The sequence below is a fragment of the Acidimicrobiales bacterium genome (genome assembly GCA_035316325.1).
Lineage (GTDB): Bacteria > Actinomycetota > Acidimicrobiia > Acidimicrobiales > VFJN01 > DASXTK01.
On record DATHJB010000151.1, the window covers coordinates 21748 to 29946 of the forward strand.

The following is an 8199-nucleotide window of genomic DNA, read 5'->3' on the forward strand; positions in this document are numbered from 1 at the left end:
TCTCCCCACAAGTTAGGTGTCGACGCACATGCCGAACGTCGTCGACTGACCGGCGGCGAGGCGGGCGTTCCAGCCCTCGCCGATGAATGCGACGTGGCCCTCGTGCCCGTCGTGGTGCTGCTCGTCGCCCGTGGCGTTCCACAGCGTGGCGAGCTCGCCGCCGGGCCGGTAGTGGACCTCCCAGCCCAGTGGCGCGGCGCTGGTGTTGGCGACCCGCACCTCGACGCAGCGGCCCCGGTCCCACGAGGCGGTCGTGGTGGCGGTGGCCACGATCCCGGCGACCGGAGAGAACGGCTCGTCGCCGTCGGGCGGGTCGTCGGTCGCCGGCGGAGGCGGCGATGTCGACGGAGCCGGCACGGTCGTCGGTGCCCCGGAGGTGGGCGGCTGGGTCGGCGGCGTCGGCGTCGGACTCGGCGTCCCCGGCGGTGACGTCGGTGGCGGTGACGTCGATGGCGGCGACGTGGGCGGCGGCGGAAGGGGCGCTCCGGGTCCGCCGATGGTCACGTCGCTGCAGGCGTAGAACGCCTCGGGGCTGTCGCTGCGCTGCCAGATCGCGTAGAGGATCGCCGGCTCCGCCCGGGCCGGCAGCGGCACCGAGAACCGGTTGGTCGGCGACGCCGGCAGCGGCCCCGAGTCGTACACCTGCTCCAGGTCCGCCCACCGCAGCACGTCCCGGCGGGCGTCGAAGCCGGGCCGGGTGACCATCAGCCGGAAGTACGCCGTCGCGTGCGGGGCCGTGCTCGTGTACACCACGTCGTAGCGGCCCGACGAGCCCGGCTGCAGGTGGGTCAGCGGCCAGTCGCCCGGGCGGTCGAACGCCGCGTACTTGTCGCGCCCGGCGCTGCACAGCTCCCCGTCGGGGATGCGCTCCTGGTGGCGACCGTCGACATCGCCGATGTTGACCTCCATCCAGTCGTACAGCGCCTGGGCGTCGGCGTCCCACGCCTGGGCGCACATCGACCCTTCGGGCTGCTCGAAGCGGCAGGCGTAGACCCGGGACGCCGGCATCTGCGTCGACCCGTGCGCCTGCGCCTCCTCCCCGCCCGACCACACGACCGCCCCGACCGTCGCCCCTACCGCCACCACCAGCGCGACGACGGCGGCCTTCCGACTCGTTGACCCCAACATGCCCGCCCAAGCGCCGAGGAGCCCGAACTGCTTACTTGCCCCAGATTTTCACTCAACGTCAGCTTGGCCACACTCTGCGTTCACCCGCCGTCGGTAGCGTCCACGCCCGTGAGAGACCCGGTCAACGACGACTGGATGTGCAGCCTCGCCGAGCACCACGCCCATCACCGGGCGGCCTCGGCCGACGAGCGGCTCCTGCTGGTGTTCGACATCGACGGGACCATCCTCGACATGCGCCACATGGTGCGCCACGTGCTCGCCGCCTACGACCGGGCCCACGGCACCGACCTCTTCTGCGACCTCCGGCCCGAGGACGTCGACGTCCACGAGAACCACGTCGACCGCCTCCTCGAGCACCGGGCCCTGGCCCCGACGGTGCGCGACGACGTCCACCGCTGGTACCTGCAGCACCGCTGGGCGCCGGCCGCCGTGCTGGAGGCCCACCGGCCCTTCCGGGGCGTGATGGAGGTCATCCGCTGGTTCCAGTTGCAGCCGTCCACGTTCGTGGGGCTCAACACCGGGCGCCCGGAGTCGCTCCGGGGCGAGACGCTGCGGTCGCTCAACGCCCTCGGCCGGGAGTACCGGGTGCGCTTCGACGACGACCTGCTGCGGATGAACCCCGCGGGCTGGGACGAGGGGGTGGGCGCCGCCAAGGTCGCGGGGCTGCGGGCGTTCGCCGACGCCGGCTACCGGGTGCTGGCCGTCGTCGACAACGAGCCCGAGATCATCGAGGCCATGGCCACCGCCGACACGACCGGCGAGATCCTCTTCCTCCACGCCCGCACCCTCTACGAGTCGCGCCGGGTCGCCACCCCCCGCACGGTGGGCGGCGACAGCTACGACCTGCGGTCGGTGATCGGCGAGCACGACCTGCCCCAGCACGTGCAGCTCGTGTGGCACGACGTGAACGACCCGGCCAACCTGCGCCAGTTCCTCGCCTCACCGGTCCGCTGGGGCGAGATCGACCGTGCCGTGACCGGTCCGGGGCGGCACGTGCACGCGCTGCAGCTCGACCAGTGCCTCGACGCCTTCCGGGGTGCGGGCAAGGGCGCCAAGCTCGACGTCCACGACGCCGCCGACCTCGACCACGTGCTGGCGCACGTCGACCGGAGCGGCCTCGACGACGAGGACCTCTGGTTCGAGGGCCGGATCGACGCGGTCGGCGAGCGGGGCTTCCGCCGCATCGCTGCTACCCGCCCGGGCGCCGTGGTGCAGTGCCCGGTCGACTTCCTCGGCCCCCTCGCGGTCGCCGCTCCCTACGAGGCGAAGCGCCTGGTCGACATGCTGGCGAGCTGGGGCGTCAACCGGTTCTCGGTGCAATGGGACGGCCCGCAGGTCCACCCGCTGCTCGACCGGCTCGAGGAGTGGGGCCGCGACGCCAACATCGACGGCGTCCCCGACCTCGAGCAGTTCCTCCGGGCGGTGCTGCTGCTCCCCCGGTCGATCACCGCCGACGTCGAGTTCCCGGCGTGGCACTACTTCGGCCACTCGCTGGTGGCCTGACCCGCCGGAGCGGCGTCACCAGCCCCGGTCGGCCAGCTTCACCTCGAGGGTCTCGATCTCCTGGCCGCGCATCGCTTCGCCCAGGCCCCGGCTGACCTTGGCGAGGATCTCGGCGTCCTCGTAGTGGGCCGCCGCCTCGACGATGGCCTTGGCGCGGCGGGCGGGATCGTCGCTCTTGAAGATGCCGGAGCCGACGAACACCGCCTGGGCGCCCAGCTGCATCACGAGCGACGCGTCGGCCGGCGTGGCGATGCCGCCGGCGCAGAACAGCGGCACCGGCAGCTCGCCCGTCTCGGCGATCTCCTGCACCAGGGTGACCGGGGAGCGCAGCTGCTTGGCCCAGTCGTACAGCTCGGCGGAATCCGCCTGGGTGATCTTGCGGACGTCGCCCAGGATCGACCGCAGGTGCCGCACCGCCTCCACGATGTTGCCGGTGCCGGCCTCGCCCTTCGAGCGGATCATGGCGGCGCCCTCGCTGATCCGCCGCAGCGCCTCGCCCAGGTTGGTGGCGCCGCACACGAAGGGGATCGTGTAGGCCCACTTGTCGATGTGGTGGGCCTCGTCGGCCGGGGTGAGGACCTCGGACTCGTCGATGTAGTCGACCCCCAGCGCCTGCAGGATCTGGGCCTCGGCGAAGTGGCCGATGCGGGCCTTGGCCATCACGGGCACGGTCACCACGGCCTTGATGCCCTCGATCAGCTCCGGGTCGCTCATGCGGGCGACGCCGCCGTCGCGCCGGATGTCGGCGGGCACCCGCTCCAGCGCCATCACGGCCACCGCTCCGGCGTCCTCGGCGATCTTGGCGTGGTCGGCGGTGACCACGTCCATGATCACCCCGCCCTTGAGCATCTCGGCGAGGCCTCGCTTGACGCGGGTCGTGCCGGTGTCGTGCGAGGAAGGGGAGGTGGGGGATGCGGCGCCGCTCATGGCCTGCAGTCTACGAGCGGCCCTGGTCAGGCCCCATGTCGTTTTGTGCCCCCGGCAGGGCTTCGCCGCCGGCGGCGACGTCAACGCCTCGTCGGCACCCGCTGCGAACAGCAGCGACGGCTCACATCTCGCGCAGGAGTGCTATTCGTTCCTCGATCGGAGGGTGGGTGGCGAAGAGGCGGTTGATGCGCGACATCCGGCCCTCGGCGGGCGTCTGGGCGGCCGGCTCCTCGATCCACAGGTGCGACGTGGCGTGGCTGGTCGAGTGGACGACCGTGGAGTCGTCGCGCAGCTTCTCCAGCGCCGAGATCAGCCCCGGCGGGTAGCGGGTCATCTCGATGCCCGACACGTCGGCCAGCGTCTCCCGCCGCCGCCCGATGGCCAGCCGCATGAGCTGGGCGATCAGCGGCGACAGCGCCAGCAGCACCACGCCGACGATGGCCAGCGGGGCGAACCCGCCGCCGCCCCGGTCGTTGTCGAAGTCGCGGTGCGAGTTGCGGCCCATCCCCCACCACATGGCCCGGATGCCGATGTCGGCCAGCACGGCGACGACGCCCACCATCGTCACGGCCAGCGTCGATACGAGGATGTCGTAGTTCTTGATGTGCGACAGCTCGTGGGCCAGCACGCCCTCGAGCTCGACGCGGTTCATCTTCTCCAGCAGGCCGGTGGTCACGGCGACCGCAGCGTGCTGGGGGTCGCGGCCCGTGGCGAAGGCGTTGGGCGCCGGGTCGTCGACCACGTAGAGCCGGGGCTTCGGGATGCCGCCGGCGATGCAGAGGCCCTCGACGATGTTGTGGTAGCGGGCGTACTCCTCGACCGACGCCGGCTTGGCCCGGCTGATGGCGAGGGCCACGCTGTCGGACTTCCAGTAGCCGACGAAGGCGGCGCCACCGGCGATGAGCAGGGCGAGCACTATGCCGATGGGCCCGCCGAGGCCGATGAGGTAGGTGAGGACCGCGGCGATGAGCGCCACGAACAGCACGAAGCCGGCGATGAGCAGCCAGCTACGGCGTTTGTTGGAGGTGACCTGGTCGTACACGGAGCGTCAGGTCGTCGATCAGAACTGCACGTTGACGGGGCCGCGCTCTTCGTCCTCGGCCTGGAAGTACTCCCGCTCCGCGAACTTGAAGCTGTTGGCCAGGATGTTCGAGGGGAAGCTCTGGATCTTGGTGTTGTAGCGGTACACGGTGTCGTTGTAGAACTGCCGCGCGTAGGCGATGCGGCCCTCGGTGCCGGTCAGCTCCTCCTGCAGCTGCAGGAAGTTCGTGTTGGCCTTCAGGTCCGGGTAGGCCTCGGACAGGGCGAACAGCGACTTCAGCGCTCCGCTCAGCATGTTCTCGGCCTGCGCCTGCTCCTGCACGCCGCTGGCGCCCATGCCGGCGTTGCGGGCGGTGATCACCCGCTCCAGCGTCTCCTTCTCGTGCGAGGCGTAGCCCTTCACGGTCTCGACGAGGTTGGGGATCAGGTCGTAGCGGCGCTTGAGCTGCACGTCGATCTGTGCCCAGGCGTTCTCGATGCGGTTCCTCAGCGAGACCAGGCCGTTATAGGTGACCAGGACGTACCCGCCGATGAGCACCACGAGTATGACCAGGACGATCAGAGCGACTATCACGGCGCTGATCCTAGGTCGTCCGGCCGGCGGGTCAGACGACGGGGTCAGACGACGGCTCAGACGATGCGGGCGTAGCGCTCGACGTAGGCGTCGGCGAGGGCGGTCATCGAGAACCGTTGCGCCTGGCGCTCGCCGGCGACCACGAGGCCGGTGCGCAGCGTCGGATCGCCCAGCACCCGGGTGAGCACCGCGCCGAGGGCCTCGGCGTCGCCGGGGGGCGCGAGCAGGGCGTCGACCCCGTCGGTGGCGACGTTGCGGTAGCCGTCCAGCGCCGACGCCACCACCGCCGCGCCCGCCGCCATCGCCTCCAGCAGCACCACGCCGAACGACTCGCCCCGCAGCGAGGGGGCGCAGAACACGTCGGCCCCGGCCAGGCGCGACGCCACCTCGTCGTCGGTCAGGCGGCCCAGCCACTCGATGCGGGGGTCGGCGCTGTACTGGACCTTCAGGGTCTCGGTGACGGGGCCGGTGCCACCGACCCACACGCGCACGTCGGTGGGCAGCAGCCGCAGGGCGTCGAGCAGCACGGCCAGGCCCTTGCGCTCCTCGTGGCGGCCGATGAAGAAGATGGTGGGCCCCTCGCTGGGGTGGGGCTCGGCCTTGGCGAAGCGTTCGACCTCGATGCCGTTGAACAGCAGGTCGTACTCGCCGCCGGCGGCCCGACGAGCGGTGTCGCGGGCCTCGGGCGAGACCGCGCAGCGCAGGTCGAGGCGCCGGGCCAGCCAGCGCACCGCCGGTTTGGCGATCGTGTAGGCGGCGCTGTCGCCCGAGCGGTGGAAGGTGCCGACGATCGGGGCGTTGCGGAACAGCAGCGCCGTCATCGTCGGGCCGGGGCACAGGGGCTCGTGCAGGTGGACGACGTCGAAGGCCTCGTCGCGCAGGGCCCGGATGGTGCGGAGCTGGGCGGCGGGGTCGGGCGCCAGCGGGGCGACGGACCCGTTCGAGGCCGTCGGCACGCTCTTGCCCAACGGCGTGACCCCGGCGTCGGGCGGCGGTCCGTCGCAGGGCGCGAGCACCCGGGCGTCGTGTCCGCTCACGCGGAGGCTGCGGGCCAGGGCCAGCACCTGGCTCTGCACGCCCCCGGGGATCGTGAGGCTGTAGGGGCAGACGAGCCCGATGCGCACGCCCGCACAGTAGTGGCACACGCCCCGCCACCCCCGTCTGTCTGCCTGACGTGGGTCTCAGCGGTGGCGGTGGAAGGTGACGAAGAAGCCGTAGGCGTCGCCGTCGGGGTCGTCGGCCCGTTCGCTGAGCTCCACCACCAGCGCCTGGATCCGCTCCTGTAGCTCCGCCAGCGACGCCTCGTTCAGCTTCACGCCCAGGCGGGCGTACTCGAGGACGTCACCGGGTTCGGTGTCGGCCAGCTCGCCGCGCAGGGCGTCGAGGACGGCGAGGCCGCCCGTCGCCTGGTCCTCGGGCCGGCTGACCCGCAGCACCCACGACTTCCCGGTCGCCCGGTACGGCTTCTCCAGCGCCCCCCGGCTACCGCTGCGGACGGCGTCCTCGGCCAGGAACCCCGTGCTCAGCAGGAGCCGCACGTGGTGGAGGGTGGTGGCGGGGTCGGCGTGGAGCCGGTCGGCGATCTGCTTGTTGGTCAGCGCCTCGTGGAGGCACAACCGCAGGATCCGCAGCCGCAGCGGGTGGGCCATCGCCTTGAACTCCTCGGCGGTGGCCTCCTGCCCGGGGCCTAGCGGGTCTGACATCGACGTGATACTAATCGATTGACAATTCCCAATCACTCGCGGACCATGGGGGCGCATGACCGTGGGGCGCTGGAGCAGTTACAACAAGCTGCTGATCTCGTCGGGTCTCTCGAACCTGGCCGACGGCGTCTTCCAGATCGCGCTCCCCCTGGTCACACTGGGTGTCACCCGTGACCCCGCGGCCTTCGCCACCGTCACGGTCGCCCTGCGCCTCCCCTGGCTCTTCTTCGCCCTGCCCGCCGGTGCCCTGGCCGACCGCCTCGACCGCCGCCGCACGATGTTCCGGGTGAACCTGGTCCGGGCCAGCCTCATCGGCGGGCTGGCGCTCGCCCTGGCCACCGGCACCGAGACGCTGTGGCTGCTGTGCCTCGTCGGCCTGGCCCTCGGCGTCGGCGAGACGCTGTTCGACACGGCCGCCCAGTCGATCCTGCCCGGCATGGTCGACGCCGACGACCTGTCCCGGGCCAACGGCAACCTCTACGCCGTCGAGCTCACGATGAACCAGTTCGTCGGGCCGCTCCTCGGCGGCATCGTCGTCGGGCTGACGGCGACCGGGGCGCTGACCGGCAGCGCCGCCGCCTACCTGTGCGCCGCCGCGGCCCTCGCCCTCATCGCCGGCTCGTTCCGACCGGAGCGCACCGGTCCGCCCACCCGGATCCGCCACGACGTGATCGAGGGCGCCCGCTACCTCTTCTCCCACCGGCTGCTGCGCACGATGGCGCTGCTCACCGGCATCTCGAACCTCACGAGCACGGCCATGCTCACCGTGCTGCCGCTCTACGCCGTCGAGCCCGGGCCGATGGGCCTGTCCGAGGCCGACTACGGCATCCTGCTGACGGCGGCTGCGGCCGGTGCGTTCGCCGGCAGCTTCGTCGCTCCGGTGGTGGAACGGGCCATCGGGCGGGCGCGGGCGATGCTCATCGCGTACGTGCTGTTCTGCGTCGCCGCCGCGGCGCCAGGGCTCAGCGCGTCGGTGGCGCTGGTCGGGGCCGCCTCCGCGCTGGGAGGCTCGGGGGCGATCGTCTGGAACGTGATCACCGTGTCACTGCGCCAGCGCATCGCCCCCGACCACCTGCTGGGACGGGTCAACGCCGGCTACCGGCTGCTCGCCTGGGGCAGCATGCCGCTCGGGGCCCTGCTCGCCGGGATCCTGGGCGACGTGTTCGGCGTCCGGGCGGTGTTCCTCATCGCCGGCGGCGGCGCCCTCCTCGCCCTGCCGCTGCTGCTGACCATCGTCACCGAGTCGGCCATCCAGGCCGCCGAACACCCCGACGACGCTCCGACCGACACCGGTGCCGACACCCTCGTCGACGAGCCTTCCCG

Annotated in this window: 8 protein-coding genes; 2 read left to right on the forward strand and 6 right to left on the reverse strand. The window is 72.0% G+C overall.

Features of this window, described 5'->3' with window-relative positions; all coding sequences use genetic code 11:
- Positions 1–12: 12 nt before the first annotated feature.
- Entirely contained in the window at positions 13–1128 is a 1116-nt protein-coding gene (locus VK611_19970) for a lytic polysaccharide monooxygenase (GenBank protein HMG43618.1), read from the reverse strand.
- Between the two features lie 108 nt (positions 1129–1236).
- On the opposite strand from VK611_19970, the gene VK611_19975 reads away from it, so the two are divergent.
- Positions 1237–2631, forward strand: coding sequence for an HAD family hydrolase (locus VK611_19975; protein HMG43619.1), 1395 nt, complete (start codon positions 1237–1239; stop codon positions 2629–2631).
- Between the two features lie 15 nt (positions 2632–2646).
- On the opposite strand, the gene pdxS is transcribed toward VK611_19975, so the two are convergent.
- From pdxS to VK611_20000, 5 genes are all read right to left on the reverse strand, one after another.
- Positions 2647–3558, reverse strand: a complete 912-nt coding sequence (gene pdxS, locus VK611_19980; protein ID HMG43620.1) for a pyridoxal 5'-phosphate synthase lyase subunit PdxS — start codon at positions 3556–3558, stop codon at positions 2647–2649.
- A gap of 121 nt (positions 3559–3679) precedes the next feature.
- Positions 3680–4600: a M48 family metalloprotease gene (locus tag VK611_19985; GenBank protein ID HMG43621.1), complete on the reverse strand. Its 921-nt coding sequence runs from the start codon at positions 4598–4600 to the stop codon at positions 3680–3682.
- An 18-nt stretch (positions 4601–4618) separates the two neighbouring features.
- Positions 4619–5173, reverse strand: coding sequence for a LemA family protein (locus VK611_19990; GenBank protein HMG43622.1), 555 nt, complete (start codon positions 5171–5173; stop codon positions 4619–4621).
- A 56-nt stretch (positions 5174–5229) separates the two neighbouring features.
- The gene (locus VK611_19995) at positions 5230–6297 is read right to left on the reverse strand and encodes a glycosyltransferase family 4 protein (protein ID HMG43623.1); all 1068 of its coding nucleotides are present in this window, start codon (positions 6295–6297) and stop codon (positions 5230–5232) included.
- Positions 6298–6354: 57 nt separating this feature from the next.
- Positions 6355–6876 carry a helix-turn-helix domain-containing protein gene (locus VK611_20000; GenBank protein HMG43624.1) on the reverse strand — a complete coding sequence of 174 codons (522 nt, stop codon included), beginning with the start codon at positions 6874–6876 and terminating at the stop codon, positions 6355–6357.
- 55 nt (positions 6877–6931) lie between these two features.
- Here VK611_20000 and VK611_20005 point away from each other — a divergent pair.
- Positions 6932–8199 (forward strand): MFS transporter (locus VK611_20005; GenBank protein ID HMG43625.1); only part of this gene is annotated, 1268 nt, incomplete at its 3' end.